20 protein-coding genes and 1 CRISPR repeat array are annotated in these 25,149 nt (G+C 30.4%); of the genes, 18 read left to right on the top strand and 2 right to left on the bottom strand.

The features are described from left to right. The first annotated feature begins 11 nt into the window (after nucleotides 1-11). The 15 genes from P8V03_RS09825 (at nucleotide 12) to cas2 (ending at nucleotide 16,439) form a co-directional block, all read left to right on the top strand. Complete coding sequence (locus P8V03_RS09825; protein WP_318798032.1) at nucleotides 12-326, top strand: hypothetical protein; 315 nt, start codon at nucleotides 12-14, stop codon at nucleotides 324-326. A 237-nt stretch (nucleotides 327-563) separates the two neighbouring features. After that, complete coding sequence (locus P8V03_RS09820) at nucleotides 564-1,124, top strand: hypothetical protein (RefSeq protein WP_318798031.1); 561 nt, start codon at nucleotides 564-566, stop codon at nucleotides 1,122-1,124. 52 nt (nucleotides 1,125-1,176) lie between these two features. After that, nucleotides 1,177-1,701: an SMI1/KNR4 family protein gene (locus tag P8V03_RS09815; RefSeq protein WP_318798030.1), complete on the top strand. Its 525-nt coding sequence runs from the start codon at nucleotides 1,177-1,179 to the stop codon at nucleotides 1,699-1,701. A gap of 231 nt (nucleotides 1,702-1,932) precedes the next feature. After that, complete coding sequence (locus tag P8V03_RS09810) at nucleotides 1,933-3,549, top strand: ABC-F family ATP-binding cassette domain-containing protein (RefSeq protein WP_318798029.1); 1,617 nt, start codon at nucleotides 1,933-1,935, stop codon at nucleotides 3,547-3,549. Between the two features lie 192 nt (nucleotides 3,550-3,741). Continuing rightward, on the top strand, nucleotides 3,742-4,803 hold the full coding sequence (locus P8V03_RS09805) for a hypothetical protein (protein WP_318798028.1): 1,062 nt from the start codon (nucleotides 3,742-3,744) through the stop codon (nucleotides 4,801-4,803). A gap of 128 nt (nucleotides 4,804-4,931) precedes the next feature. Next, a complete protein-coding gene (locus P8V03_RS09800) occupies nucleotides 4,932-5,429 on the top strand; it encodes a superoxide dismutase family protein (protein ID WP_318798027.1) in 498 nt (165 codons plus the stop codon). A gap of 210 nt (nucleotides 5,430-5,639) precedes the next feature. Then, nucleotides 5,640-6,617, top strand: a complete 978-nt coding sequence (locus P8V03_RS09795; RefSeq protein WP_318798026.1) for a helix-turn-helix transcriptional regulator — start codon at nucleotides 5,640-5,642, stop codon at nucleotides 6,615-6,617. A 210-nt stretch (nucleotides 6,618-6,827) separates the two neighbouring features. After that, nucleotides 6,828-9,746: a type I-D CRISPR-associated protein Cas10d/Csc3 gene (gene cas10d / locus P8V03_RS09790; RefSeq protein WP_318798025.1), complete on the top strand. Its 2,919-nt coding sequence runs from the start codon at nucleotides 6,828-6,830 to the stop codon at nucleotides 9,744-9,746. Nucleotides 9,747-9,748: 2 nt separating this feature from the next. Then, nucleotides 9,749-10,723, top strand: a complete 975-nt coding sequence (gene cas7d / locus P8V03_RS09785) for a type I-D CRISPR-associated protein Cas7/Csc2 (protein WP_318798024.1) — start codon at nucleotides 9,749-9,751, stop codon at nucleotides 10,721-10,723. A 2-nt stretch (nucleotides 10,724-10,725) separates the two neighbouring features. After that, complete coding sequence (gene cas5d / locus P8V03_RS09780; RefSeq protein WP_318798023.1) at nucleotides 10,726-11,385, top strand: type I-D CRISPR-associated protein Cas5/Csc1; 660 nt, start codon at nucleotides 10,726-10,728, stop codon at nucleotides 11,383-11,385. Then, nucleotides 11,382-13,724 (top strand): type I-D CRISPR-associated helicase Cas3', encoded by a 2,343-nt coding sequence (cas3, locus tag P8V03_RS09775; protein ID WP_318798022.1) that lies wholly within the window; start codon nucleotides 11,382-11,384, stop codon nucleotides 13,722-13,724. Before cas5d ends, cas3 begins: the two co-directional genes overlap by 4 nt. 14 nt (nucleotides 13,725-13,738) lie before the next feature. After that, complete coding sequence (gene cas6 / locus P8V03_RS09770) at nucleotides 13,739-14,500, top strand: CRISPR-associated endoribonuclease Cas6 (RefSeq protein ID WP_318798021.1); 762 nt, start codon at nucleotides 13,739-13,741, stop codon at nucleotides 14,498-14,500. Continuing rightward, nucleotides 14,479-15,096, top strand: a complete 618-nt coding sequence (gene cas4, locus P8V03_RS09765) for a CRISPR-associated protein Cas4 (RefSeq protein WP_318798020.1) — start codon at nucleotides 14,479-14,481, stop codon at nucleotides 15,094-15,096. The genes cas6 and cas4 overlap by 22 nt, the downstream gene beginning before the upstream one ends. Nucleotides 15,097-15,151: 55 nt before the next feature. Next, on the top strand, nucleotides 15,152-16,150 hold the full coding sequence (cas1, locus tag P8V03_RS09760; RefSeq protein WP_318798019.1) for a CRISPR-associated endonuclease Cas1: 999 nt from the start codon (nucleotides 15,152-15,154) through the stop codon (nucleotides 16,148-16,150). 16 nt (nucleotides 16,151-16,166) lie between these two features. After that, nucleotides 16,167-16,439 (top strand): CRISPR-associated endonuclease Cas2, encoded by a 273-nt coding sequence (gene cas2, locus P8V03_RS09755; protein WP_318798018.1) that lies wholly within the window; start codon nucleotides 16,167-16,169, stop codon nucleotides 16,437-16,439. A gap of 165 nt (nucleotides 16,440-16,604) precedes the next feature. Then, nucleotides 16,605-18,852: direct repeats of the CRISPR family, unit length 37 nt; unit sequence CTTACTATAGTTAACAAGCTCCATTGGAGATTGAAAG. A 430-nt stretch (nucleotides 18,853-19,282) separates the two neighbouring features. On the opposite strand, the gene P8V03_RS09750 is transcribed toward cas2, so the two are convergent. Continuing rightward, nucleotides 19,283-20,203, bottom strand: a complete 921-nt coding sequence (locus P8V03_RS09750) for a DMT family transporter (protein ID WP_318798017.1) — start codon at nucleotides 20,201-20,203, stop codon at nucleotides 19,283-19,285. Between the two features lie 183 nt (nucleotides 20,204-20,386). On the opposite strand from P8V03_RS09750, the gene P8V03_RS09745 reads away from it, so the two are divergent. Further along, complete coding sequence (locus P8V03_RS09745) at nucleotides 20,387-20,944, top strand: helix-turn-helix domain-containing protein (protein WP_261670024.1); 558 nt, start codon at nucleotides 20,387-20,389, stop codon at nucleotides 20,942-20,944. Between the two features lie 111 nt (nucleotides 20,945-21,055). Here the strand turns inward: P8V03_RS09745 and P8V03_RS09740 are convergent, their stop codons facing one another. Next, on the bottom strand, nucleotides 21,056-22,972 hold the full coding sequence (locus P8V03_RS09740) for an ABC-F family ATP-binding cassette domain-containing protein (RefSeq protein ID WP_318798016.1): 1,917 nt from the start codon (nucleotides 22,970-22,972) through the stop codon (nucleotides 21,056-21,058). Between the two features lie 248 nt (nucleotides 22,973-23,220). Here P8V03_RS09740 and P8V03_RS09735 point away from each other — a divergent pair, with 248 nt between their 5' ends. Together P8V03_RS09735 and P8V03_RS09730 are read left to right on the top strand one after the other, a co-directional pair. After that, nucleotides 23,221-24,822 carry a S24 family peptidase gene (locus P8V03_RS09735; protein ID WP_318798015.1) on the top strand — a complete coding sequence of 534 codons (1,602 nt, stop codon included), beginning with the start codon at nucleotides 23,221-23,223 and terminating at the stop codon, nucleotides 24,820-24,822. Between the two features lie 25 nt (nucleotides 24,823-24,847). Next, nucleotides 24,848-25,147 (top strand): ATP-dependent Clp protease adaptor ClpS, encoded by a 300-nt coding sequence (locus tag P8V03_RS09730; RefSeq protein WP_261670027.1) that lies wholly within the window; start codon nucleotides 24,848-24,850, stop codon nucleotides 25,145-25,147. Nucleotides 25,148-25,149 lie beyond the last annotated feature (2 nt).

The raw sequence follows: 25,149 nt of genomic DNA, 5'->3' as shown, positions 1-25,149 counted from the left end.
GAGGTAACTAAGTGATTAATAGAAGAATAATAGAAATACAAAATGAAATAGAATTTATTCTATTAGACTTATTGGAGGGAGTTAGACTATCTGGAAAACCTAACACAGAAGTTCTTAGTAGTTTTTATTCCTTACTTGACGAATTAAAGAAGGTTATACAGGGTGAAGAATATATTCCAAGAAAATTAACCGGTGTATTGTTTCATATATATACTATGTTTTCAGCTGCATCAGAGCATGCGATGTATAATGAAATGATTTTTATAGAAACAGCAAGATTGGAGACATATTTGGATGAAATTTTTTGGGAATCTCCATGGAAGTAACTATTATATAAAAGTAGAAAGATTGTGATGGAAATGGCTATTCCGTTTTATAGAGTAAGTGACAAGATGGGTGTTTTTCAGTTTTCACGCCTGGGGGCAGACTCCATCGCTATCAGCCTAATCGATACCGATGCTTGGTGTTTTTTTACAAGGTACAGAATATTTGAGAGAATCAAATGAAATAGATAAAATTTAAAGATATGATAAAGGATAGAGGATACAATGGGGAAGAATAAGGTGAAAGTTGGAGATGTGTTCAAATTTACTATAACTGATGAAATAATGTCTGAGCTTGAGGTTCAACCTAAAGATATTGTAGGTAAAATAAAATCAGTATATAAGCAATTGGATAAAAAAATTGGCTATGGTGTAGTTATAAATGTAGACCAAACCTATATACTAATTCAAATAAAAAGAGTCGATAAGATTAATCCTACTATAGAAGACATTTATAATGGAAAAACGATTCATGTTTTATGGACTTGGTATGACGTCCTTTATGAAAAAGAGTATACAATTCTAGGCAATATTGAAATGGAGCCGGTTGAGATAAATAGTTTCTGGAGTATAAGGGCTAAAGATTATGATAATTTCTTCAAAGGTAAAGAAGTTGAAATTTTTATTGAATTTGTTCAAGGCGGATTTAGATCAGCTAAAACTATTGACACTACTTATGATGTAAATGTAATTAAAGAGCTATTCAGATATAACGGATTAGGTACATCTGCAACAATTATATTGGATTATTTATTAAAATACCATAGGGATCAAAATAATATTGAAACATTAAAATACTAAAAGAAAAGTAAAAATGATTATGTTCTTTGTAATTTAAAGAGAGGGATTAGAAGTGAATTGGAAGGATAAAATCAAAAAACTAATAGTAATAAAAAAAGAATTAATCAAATTAGATACGGAAGGGCTATGGGATTTTTACGAGCCTGAAGATGCTGGAAGTGAAAAAGAACTTGGGGCAGTAGAGGAGTACTTGAAATATGAACTTGATAAAGAATATAAGGATTTTCTTAGATGTGCAAATGGGTGGAAGAGTATATTTCAATCTATAGATTTATTTGGAACCAATGAATTGATAGCATCAAAAGAAATATACGATACCGATATGTTAATGACAACATTATCACCAGAGGGTGCTTTTCAAGCGGCTGGATTATCAGAAAATGAACTATTACCGATAGCTGCAAATAAAGATACTACAGACTTATTTGTAATTACTAAAAAATATTCAAATAATCCAGGCATGGTCATATGGTTCGCTGGATATGAGATAGAAAGATATGATAGTTTTCAAAAGTTTTTCTCTGCAATAAATAAATATAATGAACTGCAATTAGTAAACTTAAAACAAAGTTTATAGAAAATAAAATTCCCAGTGTTAATATTTCTTAATAAATGTGTCAGATATAATTTATGTACTTAGTATTTAAAAATATATAGCTAATCCTATCTTTATATGGTATAATGTTTCGGTGTTTCGACATTGAAAATTAAGATTTTTACGATTATTACACAGTAAGCAAAAGAATATTTTAATATACTTTGTTTATCAGTGAAAAATATATAGATAACAATGGAGGATTTGTAAAATATGATAAGTACTAGCAATATAAGTTTAAGATACGGTGGACGTAAGTTATTTGAAGATGTTAACATAAAATTCACACCTGGAAACTGTTATGGAGTAATAGGTGCTAATGGAGCTGGAAAGTCTACCTTTTTAAAGATACTTTCAGGAGAAGTAGAAGCTAACACTGGAGAAGTAATAATTACGCCAGGGGAAAGACTTGCGGTTTTAAAGCAAAACCACTTTGAATTTGATGAATATCCAGTACTAGAGACAGTAATAATGGGACATGAAAGACTATATTCCATTATGAAAGAAAAAGATGCATTATATGCTAAGCCAGATTTTACAGATGAAGATGGAATAAAGGCATCAGAATTAGAAGGAGAATTTGCAGAGCTTAATGGATGGGAAGCAGAGTCAGAAGCTGCTGCACTTTTAATGGGACTAGGAATATCTGTAGATCTTCATGATAAATTAATGAAGGATTTAGATGGAGCAGATAAGGTAAGAGTACTTCTTGCTCAAGCACTATTTGGAAAACCAGATATACTATTACTAGACGAGCCTACTAACCACTTAGATGTTAAATCTATTAATTGGCTTGAAAACTTCCTAATGGATTTTGAAAATACAGTAATAGTAGTATCCCACGATAGACACTTTTTAAATAAGATCTGTACTCATATGGTAGACGTTGACTTCGGTAAAGTACAGCTTTATGTAGGTAACTATGACTTCTGGTATGAATCAAGTCAATTAGCATTACAAATGGCTAAAGATCAAAATAAGAAGAAGGAAGAGAAGATAAAGGAATTAGAAGCCTTTGTTGCTAGATTTAGTGCTAACGCTTCTAAGTCAAAGCAGGCTACTTCCCGTAAAAAGCAGTTAGATAAGATAACCCTAGATGATATAAAACCATCTTCTCGTAAATATCCTTTCGTTGGATTTAGCCCAGAAAGAGAAGCTGGAAACGACTTACTTACAGTTGACGGCTTAACTAAGACTATTGATGGTGTAAAAGTTTTAGATAACGTAAGCTTTATAGTAAATAAAGGTGATAAAATTGCTTTTGCAGGGGCAAATGAATTAGCCAAAACTACTCTATTCCAAATACTTATGGGAGAATTAGAACCAGATAGTGGAAGCTATAAATGGGGAGTAACTACATCACAGGCATATTTCCCTAAGGATAACTCAGAGTTCTTCGAAGGCGTTGATTTAAGTTTAGTAGACTGGCTTCGTCAGTTCTCCGATGAAAAATCTGAAAGCTTTATAAGAGGCTTCCTTGGAAGAATGCTTTTCTCAGGAGAAGAAGCTCTTAAGAATGCTAATGTACTTTCAGGAGGAGAAAAGGTTCGTTGTATGCTTTCAAGAATGATGCTAAGCGGTGCCAATGTCTTAATATTTGATGAACCAACTAACCACCTTGACCTTGAATCAATAACATCAGTAAATAACGGATTAATTAATTTTAGCGGAACAATATTATTTACATCCCATGACCATCAGTTCGTGCAAACTGTTGCAAACAGAATAATAGAGATTACTCCAGGTGGTGTAATGGATAGACAAATGAGCTACGATGAGTATCTTGAAAATGGAGAAATTCAAAAGAAGCTTGAAGAGATGTATAAATAGAACAAGCAGAGAAATGTAGTAACATGTATATTTCATTAATATAAAGAAATTTGGAAGAGTGCAAAAATGTATTGATTTTTGCACTCTTTTAAATTTCTCTCTTAAATATAATAGTATATAATTTAAGCATAGCTAGTTTATTAACTGTGAGATGATTATGATCAATATACTGGAGTTAAGGAGAGTGAATTTATGAAATCATCGGTATTTACCCTAGAGTCTTTTGATGGGTATCCATTAACCATTAAGTTAAGCACTCCAAATAAAAGTCAAGTGGGAAAACTTATTATTTTTGTACAGGGTACTGGACCCAACACCTATGATAATCATAGAAAAATAGAGGAAGTAGAATTTAACTATTTTGATTTATTTGCAAAAGAATTTTGTAAAAGGGATATTGCTTTTTGTCGTTGGAGCACAAGAGGATGTTCTATATCGGAAAATAGTCCTATGTATGTTAATATTGACGATGAAAAATATAAGAGTTATCTTCCTTCTACATCTGTTAGTGATATTGAATTTGTTGTAAATTATTTAAAAAATCAAGAACAGTTTAAAAATACAAAAATAATTTTATTTGGATTTAGTGAAGGCTCGCAGATTGCACCATTGGTAGCGTTAAATGGTAAAGCAAATATTCATGGTTTGTTACTAGCAGGATATGCAAATGAAAATTTAAGGACAACTCTAGAATGGCAGTTATCAGGTGGAAGCTCAATGGTAAATATGTGTAAATGGTTTGACTATGAAAATAAGGGATATATAACAAAAGCTAATTTTGAAGAAGATAGATATCAGCTTCGTCAAACATATTTAGGAGATATCACTTTTGAAGATTATGATTTAGACTATAATGGAATTATAGAACAAAAAGATTTTGAAATTATGCTAAGAGAATATAAAAATCAGGTCTTTAATGCAATAAATTCTGATGATGACGAATGGTTAAAAAATAACTATGAAGTTAGAATTACTTCTGCGTGGTGCAAAGAGCATTTTAAGTTATCACCAGCAAAAGAGATTCTGGTAAAACTAAATATCCCTATTCATATTTTTCACGGAAAAGATGATGCAAGTATACCGGTGCAGGATGTTCTAGACATTGATAAAACATTTAAAAAGCTAAAAAAGAATAATTTACATGTCAATATTTTTGAAAACCATGACCATGATTTAAATTACTTATTATATCCAATGAAGGCTATTATTTCAGAAGGTTTGCAATCTATATTCGAAACTGCTGCTATTATTTGATTAATATATAAGTACTTCTAAATTAACGCATTATAGTCTTTTAATTAATAAAGTTTTTAATCTATAAAGTAATACTAATGAAGAAAAATAGCATATCATAGTAGTGAAATAAATTATGGAGGTATGCTATGATTGCTGTAGCTCAGATTCGTGGAGGTAGCTTAGCACCAAGTCTTGTTGGAGTGGTGTGTTTTAGAGATGTACCTGGTGGAGTAGATGTTTCTGTAGAAGTTAGGGGACTGCCTAAATACAAGCCTGCATCTGAAGGTAAGCCGCCTATTGGCCCTCATGGTTTTCATATACACGAGTCCGGTAACTGTACTATGGGAGAATCAAAAAATCCATTTGCTGCTGCAGGAGGACATTGGAATCCAACTAATCAGCCTCATGGAAATCATGCTGGGGACTTTCCAGTGCTTTTTTCAAACAATGGTTACGCTAGGATGGTGTTTTTCACCAATAAGTTTAAAGTTTCAGATGTGATAGGTAAGACAGTAATAATTCATGAAAGTCCAGATGATTATCGTTCACAGCCTGCAGGGGATTCTGGTAAGAGATTAGGCTGTGGGGTTATAAAGGCCCATAATGCCTGTCCAGACCCGATGCCTAGGATGTATTGTTATTAGAAGGTAAGTTAAGAGCAACTATTTTGTATTTTATGTACAGAATAGTTGCCCTTATTTATTAATATAAGAATTAAAATAATAAACATAAAATAATATTTATTTAAAAAGTAGACTTTTACATTTAATATTCTATTGATAATAAAGTTGATGGAAATAGGTGTATAATGATATTCTAGATTAGAAAATATTTAAAAAATTAGGTGAGGAAGCATGGATAATAGAAGTACACCTTTAAGAAAAGAAAAGAGAAACGCAATAATTTATATTATATATGAACTGCTAAAGGGAAAAAGACTTTCAACAAAAGAAATATCAGAACTAGTAATGAAGGATCAAAGAACTTGTGAGCGATATATAAAAGAACTGGAAGAAGCTGATTTGCCTATACGTAAGGAGGGAGTAAAATATTATTTAAATACAGATGATGGATATGTGCCCTTTTACTTGACTAAGGAAAAAATTAATATGTTATATATTGCTCTTATATCTTTCAGTGCTTTTGGAAGAGATTTGAATTTGGTAGATGAGATACTTGAACAAATAGAAGAATTAATGCCTCCAAGTAATAAAGAACTTCTAAATAATATAAAAAACAATCTTATAGTGAAAAGAAGATATGAATTAATACAGGATTTTAACTTTAGTAGTTATAATGTGTTTATGTTGTTGCTAGAAGCCTTTACCAATAGGCGAAGTGTCACAATTAAATATAAAGGAAAAAGAAGTCATGATTATAGGATTATAGATGTATATGGTTTTTGTTTAGCAAAGGAAACATACTACGTTAACGCATATTGCCATAGGTATCAAACTTTACTTATGTTTAGAATAGATAGAATTACTGAGTGTTCACTTGAAGATATGTATTATACTATTGATAAGAGCTTTGATTTAAGGGGCTTTTATAAATATACTTGGGAAATTGAAAAATCAAGGGAGCCTTTTGATTTTGAAGTTTTAATTTTCGGTAAGTCTGTTCACAATGTTAAGGAAAGAAAATGGTGTGAAAATCAAAATATAGAAGAAAGATTTGACGGAGGTATTTCTTTTAAAGGGACTACATCTTCAGAACAGGAATTCAAAAAGTGGATTTTGAGTTTTGGAAGTGATATTAAAGTTATAAAACCAGAATGGCTAAAGGAGGATATAAAATCTGAATTGGAAAAAGCTTTACAACTATATAAATAATTATGAAAAGCGACAATATTTATGTCGCTTTCTTTTTTATAAACAAGATTTCTATTGTAATAAGCATTTAAAGAGGAGTATACTGTAATTAGCAAAACAAATATGTAATAATAATCCATAATAAACAGGCATTAACAAAGAATAAAGTTGTAGTAATAACTACAGATTAAGAAAGAGGTGATATAAATTAGTAAGGAAAAAATTAAACAAATGCTTAGACTTCATCTATCTTCCCTTAAAGAAGTCAATGTATTTAATGATTATTATGAAAAAATAGTAGACAAAAATTTAAAAGAGTACAAAAAGATAATTCAATATGGAATGAAGAAAAACCAGACATTATATAGTCATGTTTTAAATATGATTGGTGTGCTTGATGAATTAAAGGATATTCTCAAGTTAAGTAATCTGGAACTTAAAGTATTGATGGTAGCTGTAACTGTACATGATCTTAATAAACAAGAAGAACATAGTGGAAAGGGATATTTAAGAATTATATCTGAAGAAGATAACAAAGGTCAGTATAAAAATATAATCAGTGAGTGCGAAAAATTAAATATTGAAGATTTTTTTCCGGAGTATCAAGATTATATTGAAGACATTAGAGCTATAATTGGAGGTCACTCAGCTCATACCAGTTCTTTTGGAGAAAGTTTATTTTGTAATCCTAATATATATAAACTAGGCAACGAAAGAATAGATATTTTAATTTATATAATAAGGGCATTAGATGTAATAGATTTGTCTAAATCTATGGAAGAAAAAGAAAAGAAAAGGCAATTCTTATTTAATTTAAACAATGCTGCTAAATATATTGGTAAGCAGTATAAAATGGTTACTCATGTAGTAAGTGAAGACAGGGGAATACTCACTAACCTATGCCATAATGCTGTTGTGGAATTTTTGAAGAAAAAAGGTTTTATAGCTGTTGCCTACTATAAAGAAGGTGTTCTTTATTTAGTTGAAGATAAAGAATTAGAATTTACAGAAATGGACAGAGATGACCTTCTAAAATCTTGCGTAAAGTCTATAAAGAGTAAGGTATATGATGACTTTAAAGTCTATATAAAAAATACTCAGTCCGGTATAAGGGCAGATGAAAAGTGTCTCGATATGACTTCAATAGAAGACATAATATATGAGGTTAAAATCAGGTGTAATAAATCAAAGCTACCAGATATTAATAAGAAAAATAATATTATAGAAACAATTATAGAACAGCATAAGGAAATGTATCTAGAAGGAAAGATAGTAGAACTTAATACAGTCATAAGTAAGTTAAAGGCAGACATAGAAATCACTAAGGATAAGAAGCTCATGAAGAGCTTAAATAAGACATTAAAAGAAAATGAAGCTATTTTAAAACAACAGAGAGTATGTAAATATATTTTAGACATATATGAAAGCAAGAGATATTTTATAGAATTTAATGAGGATAAGCTTAGATTTTCTGAGTTTGTAAGAGCCTTTTATACTTTTATAAATATGCATATATGTAATAGTAATACTCTACTAAGTTGGAGAAAAGTATATGAATTTTCTAATCTTAAAGAAGAAGACATAGAATATCTTGATATATTCGAAGGGTTGTATATAAGACCCTATGTTTTAGGTCAGATGATATATGATAAATATAAGGATAAAGAAGAAGAGCTTTTAGAGAAAATAATAGATTATTTACAAAATGAACTTTCCAATAAAGAAGTTAAAAATGAAGAAGGTATGTGGGCAGATTTGAAAGATTATTTTGATAAGAATATAATACTATCCTTTGATAATAATCTTACAGCAAAGCTAAAAAAACAAAATTTATTAGAACTATACAAACAGAGAAAAGGGAGTCAATGCTGTTTATGCAGCAGCAGTTATCAAACAAGTAATTGGATGGCTGTTGATGTGCCCTATAAGTTGAAAATACAGAATTTTTCCAATAAAGTAAATGCTGGAACCAGAGAGCCTAAAAGAAATATATGTTCAGTATGTAATATAGAATATCTTCTTCATAAGGTTACTTATGCCTCTAAAGTTGAAGTAAGTAGACGATACCTAAGTATATTACCAAGAAACTTTAATACAAGGGCTTATATAAGGGCATTTAGAGAAAGTATAAATGAATTGAAGAACAAAGAAATATCAGCAATATATTTTAATGATTATAATACCTTTGTAGCTCAAGCAAATAAGAATATTGAAGAAATAGAACCGCTGTTTTCAGAAGCAAAAGTAAACGGCGTGGCCATACCTAATTATGCAGAAACATTAACTAATTACTTCATATTACCTGTTCATTTAGTTAAAAGTGAAAATGACACTTCTAAATGGATTTCATCACTACTTTATGCATTAACTTTCAACATATATTTTGACTCTAAAATAATTATAAGTGAATTTCCTGTACCTATATTAAACAAGGATGAAATAGAAGAGATATATATAGGGGATGTTCCAATAATTTTTAAAAACTTATTTGAGAAAATCTGGACTAAAGAGGAGGTTTTAAAAACAATAAGGCTATTTATTAATTTATTTTCAGTCGCTAAAACATTAGGGGAAACAACAAACTTTGTGTATGATGGATTAAAGGCTTTGTCAAAAGGTAGTATAAACTTTATATATTATCTATATACAGAGTTAAAAAATAAATATGATAACCCTAACCTTAAAATAAAAGACACCAAGAATTTTATAGAGGAAACTTTAAATTATATAGAAGAAGGTGAAAATATAGTGTCAGCTATAAAGGAGTTAGCTATATTTGCTAATGAAAATTATATAAGAGGAAGCATAACAGGAGGGTTAATAAAAGATAACGCTATAAATAAACCACTTAATATTATTATTGATATATTGTGCAGATGGGATAAAAATATATACTCTGAAGAGGATATCAGAGGACTATGCAAAAGAGAAATGCAAAAATATTTTGAAAGAGTAGATCCTTACTACGGTGACAAGAAGATTAAAGCAATAGAGAAATATGTTGATTTCTTCATAGACAAGATTTTAAATGAAACACTAGGTGGGAAAACCTTCAATTTAGAAAATGAAAAGAAAAATATATTATCCACTTATAGTTATTATTATAGATCAGGAATGGGTAAATCAAATAAGAATGGGAGTGAAAATTAATTATGAAAAGAGATAGTATAATAAAGGAAAAAGAAAAGAAATTCATGTCCAAGTATAGTCATTTTCCAGAAGGAAAATTTATTACAGTAGTAGTAGCAAGAGAAGCGGAATCAGAATGTATTTTTAGAACAGAGGGTTCAGGAGAAGGATTAAATAAGGAAAGAGTTTCACTTGGAATAAAAGAAGATAAAAAAGACTTTAGAGCGGTAATTAGTAAGAGAAAGCAGAGTGCAGTGGAAAGAAGAACAGGAAGGGAATTTTTAAGGTTAAATAACTTACTATTTACCAATAAAGATAACAAAGCATGTGCGTTAAATAAAAATACACCTTGCGGAAAATGTTTAGATTGTATGCTAAATGGCTATGCAGTAGGAGATGGTGGAGCACAGAAGTCAAGGATTATATATGACAATGCTTACAGTATATTACCTTTTAACATGGTAACAGATGTAAAGACCTTCAATGCGCTCTATGATAATGGAACCATGAGAGATGAGGAGGGAAAAGCTTCTTCATCAATAAATGAAGATGAATATATAAAACCGGGAACAGTATTTGTAGACATGATAACCTTTAAAGATGTGACATTTACTGAATTTATATATGGTCTTTCTAATATTCTTAGGAGCAAGAGGTATGGGGCTATTTCTAGCAGAATTGGAAAAATGAAAAATACGATACTTAAAGTTGCTTTTTCAGATTGTGAGCTGTTTTCTAATCTTGAGTTGACTCAAAGTATATATGATAAATTAAATGAGGAATCACAAATAGAATTCCCTCTTAATATAAATAAGGTTAGAGAATATGCAGAACAATCCTTTGAAGACTTGAAAAAAGAGGTGTATGGAAACATAACAGAACTTAATGGAGACGAATTAAGGGATTTGTTAGAATATATAAAAAGTATTTTTAAAGAAGAGGGAGAAGAACAAGCAGCAGCTTTATTTAAAGAACAATCTGAACAATATGGAGATTAATAATGGAGATTTATAAATATACCGTAGAGTTTATGGAAGAAGTGTTTTTTTCAAGTCAAGAAATAGATATTTTATTTTCTACAAAACCTTTTGTTGGAAACTATGCTTTGGCTTATGCTATGGGATGGTGTAAGTCTAAGTATAATCAAAACTATATCAGCTATGAAGAAGATTTTAAAATAGTTAATGAAAAAGGCTTATATATTACACCAGCATATATTGAAAATCCTCAATACAACATATTTACTTTTAATGCCCTATCTCACGAATACTATCATAAAATGGAAAGAGCACAAGTTAACTATCCCCAAATGGGAAAAATTAAAGCCTTATCTGCAGGCAATAAGGCTGAGGGGTTAATTTTTTCTAAAGATAAACTAAACAAGATTAGATATATCCGCCTTGGTAAGTTTATGGGTAAAGTTAAAGTAAGTTATGAAAAATGTAGTTTTAATATTATAGATGATTGTAAAAGTAGTTATGGATTAGTTAACTCTTTAGACTTAAGTGAGGAGTTGAATATTAAAAGCTTTGAACTTATTAATATGCATCCAGTTTCTCTTTTTAAAAATTTACAGGGTAAAGGAAAGTTTTATGCTATCAAAGTTGATGGAAAAGAGATATTCTATCCTTGTCAGGTTAAGTTTGGAGGCGATCTATGAAGCATTTTAAAGTAAAAGGGGAGCTGTTAAAAAAGGCTCCAGCTTCCCCTTATTTATATCATCAAAAAAGAACTTTAGATGAGTTGAAAGAAAACTCAGTAGTGTTTAACACCTATCCTACAGGGGCTGGAAAAACAAAGGCATCCCTATTGTATATAAAAGAAAATCCTAAGATTGATGTCTTATTTATAGCTCCTACTAATGAATTGTTAAGACAGCATTCAGAAGATATAAAGGAATTTGTTAAAGATAATAACTTACCAAATATAGTTGTAAAAATTGATGCTAATGTAATAGAAAAATTAAGAGACAACCATAGAAAAGGTAGTACATTGTATGAATTACTATCTAATCCATTAAGTTTTAGAGAAGAGCTTTTAATAGAGAACATAGAGTATGACAGTAAAAGGCCTATTATAGTGGTGATTAACCCAGATATCTTCTACTATTGTTTTTATTCATTATACAATGGTCTAGATAAAGGAAATCTAATGCAAATTACAATTAAAAAATTTAGTTATATTATTATAGACGAATTCCATTATTATAATGCTAAACAATTAACAAATTTTTTGTTTTTTATACTTTTATCTAAAGAATTTGAATATTTTCAGTATGGAAGAAAGATATGTATACTTACAGCAACTCCAGATGAAATGGTGGAGCAATACTTAAGACGCGGCAAAATTCAATATAAAATTGTATCAAAGGAAAATGAAGGTATAGAAAGCGAAAAGTATGAAAGTCTTAAAACTCTTTCTGAATTGGATTTATATATTACCAATGAGACCTTAGAGGATGTCATCGGCACCCTGTATAAAGAAAAAGAATTTGAAAAAGATATTGTAGTTATAAGTCAGTCTATATACAGAGTTAACAAAGTTAAAGAGCAGCTCATTAATAATGGAATAGATAAAAATAACATTGGGGTTATTACTGGGGCGATAAAATCTGAGGAGAGAAAAAAAGCCGTACAAAGACCTCTTATACTGGCAACTCCAACAGTGGATATAGGCTATAACTTTAAAAAAGAAAACAAGGAAAATCAAAATATTGATGAAGTGTTAACAGAAGCTAATACCAGTGATCAGGCACTTCAAAGGATAGGCAGGGCTGGAAGAGTTCTTGGAAAAAAGATTCAAAATAAGAGAAGTAAGGTAGTATTATGTGTTACCGATAAAGTATATGAAGCATTTACTGAAGTAGAGAAAGAAATATCAAGAAAAGAGCTTAAGGATATAATATTAGAGGCTATGCCAAAAAGAAATATAATGAAAAAATATATAGAAAGTAGCGGAATATTAGAATTATGCTTTCCGCTGGAAGAAGTATATATGAAAATGCCCTATCAGCTAAGAAACAAAATTGAAGGTATGTTTAATTCAGTGACAGAAGTATTTGCTCCAAAGTCTAGGTATAATTTTAAATTTATGAGAGAAAAAATAAAAAATTACAAGAAGCAATGTGCTTTTATAAATGAATATAATAAAACATCTAAAAAGAAAGAACTTATACAGAATATAGATAATAGCATATTTCTAGACTTTTATAAAAATTACTGTGAAGGTGAAGAGGAAGATTTTATTGACAACTCCCTTTTGGAGGATTTTTCACAGGAAGAAATAAAAGCAATAAAATTAAGTACAGAAGAGGATATAATTCATTATATTAATAGAGAAATAACCAAAATAAAAGCTTTGATGAATTTTAGAGGAACGGATATAAGCAAGCCAGCTTTAGTTTTTGACAAATACTATAAGTTTGGACAAGAACATCAAATATTTATATACGATATATTTCACCTAATTAGGTATTATGATATTGAGTGGTATGACAGTAGAAGTTCCTTTGAGAAGATATCGAAGATTAAGCTTAATGATTATGATGTGGAGCTTAATCACTTAGATAAAATAGACACTTTTATAATAGTTAATGAAATCAGAGAAAATCCTATAGAAATAACTTGGGAATATAAATTTCATGGAGAAAAAAGTGAATTTGAAGAAAAATATGTAAATAAGGTGGAAGCAATAAATAACATTGTTTTAGTTGGATATGAGTATACAGGGCTTGGAAAGGAAAAAGTTTATCTTCCAGAGAGAGTTACTAATGCTTTTAAAGAAAATTATATACCTATTTTTACAATATCACAGAGTCCTAAGGAAGAATATAAAATCAGAAAAATAATAAAAAATCAGCCTATATTTCTACAAAAAGTGAAAATACAGTTTTTTGAGGAGGATAAGGAATACTATACTATAATGGGAACTAACAGCATTATTGTTGATAACGAAGTGATAAAAAATAAAGTTAACAAAGAAGAGGCTTTTATATTTTAAAGGTGGAGGATTAAATGTTAAATTATTATACTATATATTTCAAAAACAGTGAAAAGATTGATAATACCATTGATACTGCTAGGATATGGCATGGAATATTCTTTAACATACTTAAAAACTATAGTGAGCAAATATCAACACAATACCACGATAAAACTGACAGACAATCATTTTGCATATCCCCAATATTAAGTGAAGAAAATTTTAATAAAAGATGCTTTGATAAATACTCATCACTAAAGATTAATATATCTCTTTTTAATGATGAGATTCACAAGGGACTATTTGAATTTATTAGGAAAAATAGAAAGGTTAAATATGGGGAGGGGCAACTTCTTATAGATGAGATAAGCTATAAAAGTATAGATGAGAACTTTTTAGATGAAAGAAGAGTAAAGAGAGGAGTTATGAATTTTATAACTCCCACAACCTTTAGAATAAATCCAGTAAATTCACCTTTACCTAACCCCAGAAGAATATTCAAAAGTCTTAATAAAAGTTACAAGGATATCTTTGGATATGATCTTCTACAAGATGATATTATTGAACAGGTTGAAAAACATGTAATAGTAGAGGAATTTAATATTAATACTGAGGTAGCAAAATATAGCAAATTTAATGTGACAGGGTTTAAAGGAAAGGTGACCTTAAACTTAAAGTGTCCAGAAGAAACAGTGCAGAAGAAACTTGAAGGACTTTTTGCCTTGGCTAATTATGTAAGTATAGGATATAAAACAGGAATGGGGATGGGACAATGTATAGTATCGAAGAAGTAGATAGAGATTCTTTTTATATAGAGGCAAGTGCAGTAAACACTTATATGTATTGTCCAAGAAGATGCTATTATGAGTATGTCCAAAATGAGTTTGAAAGCAATGTTCATACCATAATTGGGGACCAAGTACATGAGAATGTAGATGAATTTGGTGAGGAAGAAAGAAGAGGAAAAATAATCTATAAAAGTGTTAAATTAATTTCGGATACTTATGGAGTAGTAATTAAGGTGGACACCATAGAAAAAGACGGTGAAGAAATATACCCAGTAGAGTATAAAAAGGGGAAAAAGGGACTGTGGAAAAATGATAAGTATCAGGTAGCATTACAATCACTTTTACTGGAGGAAAAATTACAAGTAAAAATAAATAAGGGATATATATATTATGTGGGTTCAAAAGAAAGGGTGGAAATAAAAATTACAGATAAGATAAAAGATGAAATCCTTAGGGTTATTAATTCAGTAAAAGAGTTATATAACTCCATGAAAATACCTGAGGGAGTTGAAGACAATAGATGTAAAAATTGTAGCATAAATAATATATGCCTACCTCTAGAAAGAAAAATTCTTAAAACTATAGAAAAGGAGAAGGATTAAAAGATTAAAATTTACAGGCATAACTTTTTTAAAACTATAAATTGGAGATGATAAATTGAGTACACTTTACATAACTCAGCAGTATACTACTTTAAGGAAGGAAGATGAAAGATTAAAACTATATAAGGGAAAAGAATTACTGACGGAAATACCTATTTTTAAAATTAAACAAGTTGTTATTTTTGGGGAAGTAACTGTTACTGCTTCAACCATAAGAAAGCTTGCGGAAAATAAAATAACCTTATGCTATTTAACTGAATGGGGCAAATTTATATCACGAATGGAAGGTGATGTCTCTAAGAATGTTATTGTAAGATTAAAACAATATAAGAGCCATTTAGATATAGATAAAGGTTCAGTAAAATTTGCTAAAAGCTTTATAAGTGGTAAAATAAAAAATAGTAGGACAGTACTTATGAAAAGTAACAGAGGTGGCGATAAAAGTTCACAATTTAAAGAAGCCATAGATGAATTAAATAGGCTGGAAAAAAGACTTAAAGATGAAGACAATATTGATTCTATAAGAGGAATTGAGGGAAGGGCTGCAGTAGTTTATTTTTCTGCTTTTACGGAAATGATAAAAGGGGAATTTATCTTTGAAAAGCGTAATAAAAGACCGCCTAAAGATCCTATAAATGCAATGCTTAGTTTTGGTTATGTGCTGCTTTCAAATGAAATGTCATCAGCGATCTCTTCTGTTGGGCTAGATCCCTATATAGGATTTCTTCATAGATTAAGATATGGAAGACCTTCTTTGGCACTGGATATGATAGAAGAATTTAGAGCTTTATTTGTAGATAGGTTGGTAATTAGCATAATAAATAATAAAATACTTAAAGAAGATGATTTTGAAGAAGTGCTTGGTGAAGTGAAAATGAGCAAAAAGGCTATTAAAAAGTTTCTTGAAGCTTATGAAGCGAAAAAGTACGATGAAATTTATCATCCAATATTCAAGTATAAAGCTACATATCAGCAGTGTTTTCAATTACAAGCAAGGCTGCTTAGTAAAGCTTTAATGGAAGAGATTGAATATGTACCTTTTCTAATTAGATAAGGAGGAGAATATGTATATGATATATTTAATTAGTTATGATATAATTGATGATAAGAAAAGAACAAGACTTCATAAAATGCTTAAAAACTATGGCATTAGGAATCAGTATAGTGTTTTTGAGTGTGAGTTAGATGACAAAAAGTATGTTGAACTTGTTTATAAAATCAACAAGGTAAAAATTGAAATAGGAGATAGCATAATGATTTACCCTATATGTTCTTCCTGTGAGGCAAAGATAACAAGAAAAGGTTCTTTTATTCCACTTGATGTAAGAAAAATGATTTACTAAAACGCGAAGTTAAGTGTTTTTAAAATTACGGTAGTATGGCGATGGCTTTAAATAGCCATCTAAGAAGAATTATGTAGAGGATAAGAAAATTATTTTAATATAAAAATAATGACTGGCGATTAAGGTGCCTTTAAGTTAGTGTTTTCAGTGTTGAAAACGCGAGGGCTTACTATAGTTAACAAGCTCCATTGGAGATTGAAAGTTTCCATATTCTTCATCTTCTGTTACGTCTGTCAAATCTTACTATAGTTAACAAGCTCCATTGGAGATTGAAAGTAAAACTACAAAATGGACAAAGATAAAGAGATTTATAACTTACTATAGTTAACAAGCTCCATTGGAGATTGAAAGTTTTGTGCTTGCCCTTCTCCTACCTTACCTACAACACTTACTATAGTTAACAAGCTCCATTGGAGATTGAAAGTTTAGCTAAAGCTTTCTCTAATTTTATTTTCTCTTCTTACTATAGTTAACAAGCTCCATTGGAGATTGAAAGTATTCAGTTATATTTACAAGAAAACCTGGTATGCCCTTACTATAGTTAACAAGCTCCATTGGAGATTGAAAGTTAAGTAATCTTGTCCTATACGCTTTATAATAAGCCTTACTATAGTTAACAAGCTCCATTGGAGATTGAAAGCTATATCTTCACTATACACTACATAATTTTTACTTCCTTACTATAGTTAACAAGCTCCATTGGAGATTGAAAGTCAACTGGTGATGAAGCAAGAAGACTTGCCCAAAGCTTACTATAGTTAACAAGCTCCATTGGAGATTGAAAGTTTGGTGACAAAAAGCTGACCTGTGCTAAGTCCTTTCTTACTATAGTTAACAAGCTCCATTGGAGATTGAAAGAGGGAAGGTGGCTTAGAATTAAAGCATATTAAAAAACTTACTATAGTTAACAAGCTCCATTGGAGATTGAAAGAAAGTAGAATCTCCTTTATAAGGGAAAGACATATCTGGCTTACTATAGTTAACAAGCTCCATTGGAGATTGAAAGTTTTAGTTGAAGCATATGATGAATGTAAACATGAATGTCTTACTATAGTTAACAAGCTCCATTGGAGATTGAAAGGCTAAAAGCTTAAAACATGCAGTTAAGAAATTGGCCTTACTATAGTTAACAAGCTCCATTGGAGATTGAAAGTAGCTTTGGAAGTAAGATGTGTACAAAATTGCCTACCCTTACTATAGTTAACAAGCTCCATTGGAGATTGAAAGTAATATAATCATAACCAAAAGATTAATACCTGTAGACTCTTACTATAGTTAACAAGCTCCATTGGAGATTGAAAGTATGAAGATTAACAATATCTTTACTACTAGTAAAACGCCTTACTATAGTTAACAAGCTCCATTGGAGATTGAAAGCTGCCAATTGCGTCTTAATTGTAGGTATTGAATTTACTTACTATAGTTAACAAGCTCCATTGGAGATTGAAAGATTGCCTTGCTCGTTAGCATAATTACCTCTGCTTATAGCTTACTATAGTTAACAAGCTCCATTGGAGATTGAAAGGGGGGAATTTATAAAAGAAAAAGACCATGCTAAGAACTTACTATAGTTAACAAGCTCCATTGGAGATTGAAAGTTTGGTAAGTAAAAAGACAGTACCACTTGAAAGACACCTTACTATAGTTAACAAGCTCCATTGGAGATTGAAAGATATAATGAAGCTGATAAAGAGAGAAATAAATACGCTTCTTACTATAGTTAACAAGCTCCATTGGAGATTGAAAGTAGGCAAGTATAAGGAAAGAGAAGGTTACAACAGCTTACTATAGTTAACAAGCTCCATTGGAGATTGAAAGAGGATCCATACGGGGCTTATCTTTTCCCTCAGCTTCTCTCTTACTATAGTTAACAAGCTCCATTGGAGATTGAAAGTACAAACATTCAGTGCAAAAAAGAAAAATTAATATCTTACTATAGTTAACAAGCTCCATTGGAGATTGAAAGTGTGGGAACTTACCCTACAATATCCAATTACTTTTTCCTTACTATAGTTAACAAGCTCCATTGGAGATTGAAAGTGGTGTACCTATCGCAAGTCCTTCTTTCCCAGGATCAACCTTACTATAGTTAACAAGCTCCATTGGAGATTGAAAGATTCCTATAGCTGTTTTTTTTCCTTGATGATTGGACCTCTTACTATAGTTAACAAGCTCCATTGGAGATTGAAAGATTGAAATTATAGGAAGAATGATATAAACTGTAGATCTTACTATAGTTAACAAGCTCCATTGGAGATTGAAAGTCTAACATTTGATAACTATTATAGCTATCTCTTAACTCTTACTATAGTTAACAAGCTCCATTGGAGATTGAAAGTAAATATGTTCTCCATATCTGACTCTGAAATTTTAATACTTACTATAGTTAACAAGCTCCATTGGAGATTGAAAGTTAGGCATAAAATATTGCGTAGGTGTTAATGGTAATATAAAAATACCCACTTAAGGGAATGAAAATTCCCCACCCCTATAAAATTAAATCCTCCTATGGTTAAATATAGAAAATACTACTGTAGGAGGAAAAACATACCAGGAGATAACTGATATGCTAGGTTGTAACAGAGTAACAGTTAGAACTAGAATACTAGGTCAAGGAAGGTACGGGAAAAATGGGAGTATTACTAAATTTAAATATCATAAGGTAGTGAGATATAAAATGTAAAGAACACTCTTCTGATATAAAGAAGTGGAAACATACATAGAAATCTTTAATCTTAGATATGAAAAAAGCGAGCTTGTTACAACTCGCGATACAATTTATTACTATAGTTATTAAGTTTCTCCGTAGAATGTAAAATGTCTTGTCAATAAAGAAATTTATTTTATTCATTTATACTTGGAGAATGTATTTTCTTAAAAAGATGTTTAAAATTAAAAATCCTGTTTTTAGTTTTTGAAACAATTACTGCAGTAAAAATCAATATACAACCTACAATCATCCTTAAGGTAACAACTTCTTTCATTAAGACAATAGACAATAAGAAGCCAAACACAGATTCTAAAGATATTATTATTGAAGCATGGGTATCAGAGGTATATTTTTGTGCTATGTTTTGTACTAAAAAAGCTATAGTTGTATTAAATATAACAAGATAACCTATAGATAGTACAGCATCAGTGGTAACAGATTTAATACTAGGTTCAAAGATTAATGCACTAATTAATGTAAGCGTACCGGCAATTAATAATTGAACCGTTGTTAGATGTATTGGATTAATATTTTTAACATAAATACCTATCAAAACGATTTGAAAGGCAAAAACAACAGCGAACATTAATGACAAGCTGTCGCCATAGCTGATAGACAAACCGCCTTGCAAGCTTAATAAGCCAATACCGATTAGAGTTAACAATCCAGCGAAAAAGGAATAAATATCAGGTTTCTTTTTAACTATAATCCAGGAGATAAAGGGAACAATTATTGTATAGGAAGCTAATAAAAATGCCTGTTTTCCGGCGGTAGTATATTTAAGTCCTATAGTTTGTAAAGTTTGTCCAATATACAAAGATAATCCCAAAATAATTCCAGATATAACACTTTTTCTATCTATTGTTTTCATCTTCTTAAAAAATATTATTCCTAAAAGTAATCCAGAGCATAAAAATCTAAAAGATAATAAGTAAAAGGGAGTCATTGTAAATAAGGCTATTTTACCAGCTATAAAGCCACCGCCCCAAATGATAGCAACTATTAAAAGGGCAATGTCTGCCATTAAAGCCTTATCCTTAGTTAAAGCTTGCATAATTATAAAGCCACCTTTCTTGTATAATATGTTGAATTAAATTCATTATAATAAACAACCTTGAACCTATTATAGCAATTTTCAAAATGATGTTCAATATAAAATACAAAAATCATTATAATAAACAAATTGATATGATATAATAAATGATAAGTTAAAGATTATATCATTAGGAGATATTGTATGGGAAAAATAAGTATTGGTAGAAAAATTATAGAATATAGAAGAAGCAAAGGATTAACTATAAGAGATTTCTCTGAGTTAACTGGATTAAGTGCTTCTCTTTTAAGTCAGTTAGAAAGAGATATGGCAAACCCTACCTTAAGTGTACTCCAGTCTATAGCTGATACACTTCAAATTCCTTTGTCTTCATTGTTTATGGAGGAAATTGACAACAAGTCCTTGATATTGAAAAAGGAAGATAGAAAACAAATATTTAATCCAGATGAAAAGCATGTTTTATACGATATTTTAACTCCTAGCCCATTAAAATCTAATGTAGAGTTATTGCTTATGAATTTAAAGGCTAATAGTGAAACCTATGGAGGATTTTCAGAACATGAAGGAGAGGAAATAGCCTTTGTTTTAGAAGGAGAAACCTATATAGTATTTGAAAACGAAGAATTTCTTCTATACGAAGGAGATACAGCAAGAATACTTCCAAATAGAAAGCATAAGTTTAAGAACTCTACAGATAAGGATGTAAAGGTATTGTTTATAAAGAGTAAGCCTATCTACTAGTTAACTGCAAATTTTAATAATAGCCGCTGTGAAACAGCTTTTACCGGATATTTCAAAAGCCAATACTTAACATACTAAGCATTGGCTTTAAAATGTAAAAAACAATCTATACTAAACTGACTTTTGTGCCTCTATCTTTTCTGATAGTTCATTTAAATACTCCCATCTCTCATATAAGTTTTCTAACTTACTAGACAGCTCCTCTTTTTCAGCTAGGAGTTTTTGAAGCAGTTCAAAATCACTGCCTGCTGAGTTTATCTTATCATCTAACTTAGAAATTGAATCCTCTGTTTCGCTGATAACATTGTCAATTTCATCAAATTCTTTTTGCTCCTTATAGGAAAATTTTAAAGGCTTATCTTTCTTTTTTTCTTCCTTAGGAATAACTTTTTCCTTATTCTTTTTTTCTTCATCCTGTTGCTTTTTAACTACAGCTCCATACTTTTCGATATACTCAGAATAATTTCCTGTATGGTAAGTTATTTCACCAGAACCGTCTAACACAAGAAGTTTTTCTACAACTTTATCTAGGAAATACCTGTCATGGGATACGGTTAATACTGTCCCTTCAAAGCTTTCTAAATAGTCTTCTAATATAGTTAAGGTTTGAATATCTAAATCGTTAGTTGGCTCGTCAAGTATTAGCACATTTGGAGCTTCCATAAGTACTCTAAGAAGGTATAGCCTTCTCTTTTCTCCGCCGGAAAGTTTGGATATAGGTGTCCACTGCATTTCTGGAGAAAATAAAAATCTCTCCAGCATTTTAGCTGCGCTTATAACTTCACCATCGGAGGCTTTTAAGAATTCTCCCGCTTCTTTTATATATTGAATAACTCTAAGGCTTTCATCCATCTCTTTATTTTCCTGAGAAAAATATCCTATTTTAACTGTTTCTCCGATATCTACAGTTCCCTCATTAGGCTGAATTCTTCCTGTACATATATTAAGAAGAGTGGATTTTCCTACACCGTTAGGGCCTATTATTCCAACCCTATCATTTTTAGAAAATATATAGCTGAAATGATTAACTATCTTTTTATCAGGATAGCTCATGGTTACGTCCATTAGCTCTATTACTTTTTTTCCAAGTCTGGTACTGGCGGAGGACATTTGTACCTTATCTTCAACTACCTCTAGTTTGCTATTTGCAATTTCTTCGAATCTATCAATTCTTGCCTTTTGTTTAGTAGTTCTAGCCTTTGCACCTCTTTTAATCCATGCCAATTCTCTTCGATAAAGATTTTCACGTTTGCTTTCCATTGCTCTTTCTAATTCTTCACGCTCTGATTTCTTCTCTAAAAATACACTGTAATTTCCACTATATCTGTAGAGGTTTCCGTTATGAAGCTCTATTATTCTATTTGTTACTCTATCTAAGAAGTACCTATCGTGGGTAATCATAAGTAGAGCACCTTTTCTGCTGTTTAAATATTGCTCAAGCCACAGCACTGTGTCGTTATCAATATGGTTAGTTGGCTCATCTAATATAAGCAAATTTGCAGGAGTTATTAAGGCCTGAGCTAGGGCTATTCTCTTTTTTTGACCACCAGAAAGAGTTCCTACTTTAGCTTCAAAGTCAAAAATGTTCAATTTGGTAAGGATAGTCTTAGCATCACTTTCAATTTGCCACCCATTTAAACCGTCCATCTTAGGCGTTAAATCTAGGAGCATCTTCTGCAGCCTAGCATCTTCTGGACTTCTTTCTAAGGCTTTTGTTATAGTTTCATATTCTCTTAAAAGCTTCATTACCGGTGAGTCTCCCTTAAAAACCTGTTCCAGTACTGTAGCATCTTCATCAAAGACTGTTGATTGGGATAAAAAGTTTACCGTTAACTTATTGGCAGTAATTATATTGCCGTTGTCATAAGTTTCTACTCCAGCGATGATTTTAAGCAGTGTAGATTTACCGGTACCATTGATACCTATGACACCTATCTTATCTCCTTCACTTATGGAAAGTGAAATATTATCAAGGAGTATTTTTTCTCCATAACTTTTGCTTATATTTTCTAAAGATATTAAATTCATATAGTTCACTAATCCTTTCTTGTTTCTCCCTTTATAAATAATAAAACATATTATTAAGTATATTGGTTAATAGTTAAATTTTCAACTATTTAAGAATCCAATGCAATAAAGTAAAAATGGCAATCTTTTAATTTTAGATTTAGTAGGTAAGTAACATATAAAGAAGTTAAAAATTATAACCACAACTTAGCAATTTCGGTTATAATATAATAATAACAATGTTTATTCCGCTTTGGAGGTGAAGAATTATGAAGTTAGATACAGCACAAAAAAGGATAATTAGAAGTAAGGTTCTAGGCTATAATCTAGTAAGAGGGACAGCAGGTTCAGGGAAGACTACAGTTGCAGTAAATAGAAGTATTTTTTTAAAGGACAACTACTGTTTGTATGAAACAGATAAAATCTTAATGGTAGCGCAAAATGATAGTCATCTTCAGCAGATTAAAGAAACTCTCCATAAGACGGAAGAAAGTCAAACAGAGTTTATAACTTTATTTTCAAATCAGGTGGACAAGGTACATCTTGAAACAATAGATAATATTGTGTATAGTTATTTCTTGGAACATAGAAGGAAAAATAAATACAACTGTAAACTTATTATTAAGGAAGAACAGTATGAAATTACTAAACAATGCCTAAATGAAATTAAAAATTCATATAAGGGACTTAAAGTATTAAATGAAAGATACATAGAATTTATTATAGATGAAATAAATTGGATTAAAGATTGTAACTATATAAAGCTTGAAGAGTATCAAAAGGCAGATAGAGTAGGAAGAAAAGTGACAAAAGAACAAGGTCCCAAGAGACTTTTAAAGAACTCCAAGGCAAGAGAAGCTATCTTTAATATGATGCAATTATATAATAATCTATTGAAAGAAAAGAATTTAGTGGATCAGAGAGACATTACCCTGTTAGCTACTAAATATGCCGAAGATAGCAAGAAAAAGTATAGTCATATAATAGCAGATGATTCACAAGACCTAACAAAAATTCAATTAGAATTTTTAGATCTTTTATGCAGCAAAAAGGCATATTCTAATATAATGTTAATTGTAAACAGAGAAAAGCATTTAAATCAAAACGGTTGGATAACAAAAGGCCGGAAATTTGCAAGTTTAAACTTAGATGAAAATATAAAAAAATATTCTCTAAACAAGAAATATGGACCTAGTGGCCAATTAGAGAATGATTTTAAGTCCATAGAAACTTCACAAGAACAATTGGATATACTAAATAGTTGTGGTGATAGTAAAAATAATATTAATAATCCGGCAAAGCTTAATGAAAAATACGGAGAAAAAGGAATAATAGAAATGAGTAATAATACCTCACCTTTTATAGAAAAATTTCAATATTGCGATCTAAGACACAGTAGAAAATATAGTTTTACAAGGGATTTAAATAATATTTCAGAGCTTTTAGTTAAAAGTGGGGATAGTGAAGACGTATATAGCATTGAGGAATTAAAGCAATTAGCTGTATACAGTGATATAGCAGCAGGGGAACCGATATTAATGAATTCAGACATAGAAGGTGATTTCTATATACCACAGCATTGGTTAAAGGGCGTTAAAGATTGCTTCTTACTAAAGGTTAAAGGGGATAGTATGATAGAGGCTGACATAGATGATGGTGATTATGTGGTAATCAGAAAACAATATGCAGCACAAAATAATGATATAGTGGCGGTAGATTTAGATGGAAATGCTACGCTAAAAAGATTACAAATAGGTAAAGGAAGAATAGTTCTTATGCCTGAAAATGAGAAATATTATCCTATAGAAATTACAGACAATGAAATAAATGTTATTGGAGTGGCTGTAGGAGTTGTAAAACAGAAGATTTAATTTTTATGCTATGGAGTTGTTAAACATGTCTCAAAAAACTATTTTAAAAGAAAGTACAGATACTAAGGCAAAAAAGCCTAAAATGTTTAAGGTGCTTATTCATAATGATGATTATACAACTATGGATTTTGTAGTTGAAGTATTGGTAAAGGTATTTAAAAAGGCTGTAGTTGATGCTACAAAAATAATGTATGATGTGCATAAAAAAGGAATAGGAGTAGCAGGGATATACTCCTATGATATAGCTGCTACAAAAATGATACAGGCATCTGCTATGGCAGAAAGCAGCGGGTTCCCACTAAAATTTAGCATGGAAGAGGAATAGAT

Origin of the sequence: Clostridium tanneri (assembly GCF_033659955.1) — a bacterium.
GTDB lineage: Bacteria > Bacillota > Clostridia > Clostridiales > Clostridiaceae > Clostridium_AM > Clostridium_AM tanneri.
This window is presented reverse-complemented; position numbering and strand designations above follow the sequence as displayed.

What these genes read in the sequence shown, in the direction of transcription:
- P8V03_RS09810 (WP_318798029.1), top strand. Translation starts at nt 1,933, where the DNA reads ATGATAAGTACTAGCAATATAAGTTTAAGATACGGTGGACGTAAGTTA.
- P8V03_RS09805 (WP_318798028.1), top strand. Translation starts at nt 3,742, where the DNA reads ATGAAATCATCGGTATTTACCCTAGAGTCTTTTGATGGGTATCCATTA.
- P8V03_RS09800 (WP_318798027.1), top strand. Translation starts at nt 4,932, where the DNA reads ATGATTGCTGTAGCTCAGATTCGTGGAGGTAGCTTAGCACCAAGTCTT.
- P8V03_RS09795 (WP_318798026.1), top strand. Translation starts at nt 5,640, where the DNA reads ATGGATAATAGAAGTACACCTTTAAGAAAAGAAAAGAGAAACGCAATA.
- cas10d (WP_318798025.1), top strand. Translation starts at nt 6,828, where the DNA reads ATGCTTAGACTTCATCTATCTTCCCTTAAAGAAGTCAATGTATTTAAT.
- cas7d (WP_318798024.1), top strand. Translation starts at nt 9,749, where the DNA reads ATGAAAAGAGATAGTATAATAAAGGAAAAAGAAAAGAAATTCATGTCC.
- cas5d (WP_318798023.1), top strand. Translation starts at nt 10,726, where the DNA reads ATGGAGATTTATAAATATACCGTAGAGTTTATGGAAGAAGTGTTTTTT.
- cas3 (WP_318798022.1), top strand. Translation starts at nt 11,382, where the DNA reads ATGAAGCATTTTAAAGTAAAAGGGGAGCTGTTAAAAAAGGCTCCAGCT.
- cas6 (WP_318798021.1), top strand. Translation starts at nt 13,739, where the DNA reads ATGTTAAATTATTATACTATATATTTCAAAAACAGTGAAAAGATTGAT.
- cas4 (WP_318798020.1), top strand. Translation starts at nt 14,479, where the DNA reads ATGTATAGTATCGAAGAAGTAGATAGAGATTCTTTTTATATAGAGGCA.
- cas2 (WP_318798018.1), top strand. Translation starts at nt 16,167, where the DNA reads ATGATATATTTAATTAGTTATGATATAATTGATGATAAGAAAAGAACA.
- P8V03_RS09750 (WP_318798017.1), bottom strand. Translation starts at nt 20,203, where the DNA reads ATGCAAGCTTTAACTAAGGATAAGGCTTTAATGGCAGACATTGCCCTT.
- P8V03_RS09745 (WP_261670024.1), top strand. Translation starts at nt 20,387, where the DNA reads ATGGGAAAAATAAGTATTGGTAGAAAAATTATAGAATATAGAAGAAGC.
- P8V03_RS09740 (WP_318798016.1), bottom strand. Translation starts at nt 22,972, where the DNA reads ATGAATTTAATATCTTTAGAAAATATAAGCAAAAGTTATGGAGAAAAA.
- P8V03_RS09735 (WP_318798015.1), top strand. Translation starts at nt 23,221, where the DNA reads ATGAAGTTAGATACAGCACAAAAAAGGATAATTAGAAGTAAGGTTCTA.
- P8V03_RS09730 (WP_261670027.1), top strand. Translation starts at nt 24,848, where the DNA reads ATGTCTCAAAAAACTATTTTAAAAGAAAGTACAGATACTAAGGCAAAA.